The 566-nt window shown below is 59.7% G+C and carries 1 protein-coding gene; it reads left to right on the top strand.

What is annotated here, in order from left to right; all coding sequences use genetic code 11:
- The coding region (locus tag EOA86_RS37650) for an ABC transporter substrate-binding protein (RefSeq protein WP_164892457.1) at positions 1-566 on the top strand (566 nt) is incomplete at both ends.

Below are 566 nucleotides of genomic sequence, written 5' to 3'. Positions count from 1 at the left end.
CCCGCTTCCTCGTCACCGACGCTGACGGCGCTCGGGCGCGATGGCAAGACCAACGGCATCTTCTTCCGCACCATCACCTCGGATGCGCTGCAGGGGGTCGCCGCCGCCAAATATGCCATAGACAAGGGCTTCAAGAAGCTGTCGGTCATCCACGTCAACAACGACTTCGGCGTCAACATGGTGGCCGAATTCTCGCGCGCCTATAAGGCGCTCGGCGGCACCATCGTCTCCGACACGCCTTACAATGAAAAGCAGTCGAGCTATGCCTCGGAAGTGACCGCGGCGATATCAGGCGAGCCGGACGGGCTTTATCTCGTCAGCACGCCTGTCGACGGCGCAACCATCGCCCGCACCTGGATTTCGCAAGGCGGCGTCCAGAAATTTCTGCTCAATGACGGCATGAACAGCCCGGATTTCATCGAATCCGTCGGCGCCGATTACCTGAAGGACGCCTATGGCACTTCGTCGGGCACCAGCCCGACCGCATCGACCGAATATTTCACCAAGAACTACAAGGAATTTTCCGGTATCGAACCATCGAACCCGGCAGCCGACCGGTCCTATGA

It is taken from the genome of Mesorhizobium sp. M5C.F.Ca.IN.020.32.2.1, assembly GCF_004023105.1.
Classification (GTDB): Bacteria; Pseudomonadota; Alphaproteobacteria; order Rhizobiales; family Rhizobiaceae; genus Mesorhizobium; species Mesorhizobium wenxiniae.
The sequence above is the reverse complement of the archived record's forward strand: the minus strand, read 5'-3'. Positions and strand labels throughout refer to the sequence as shown.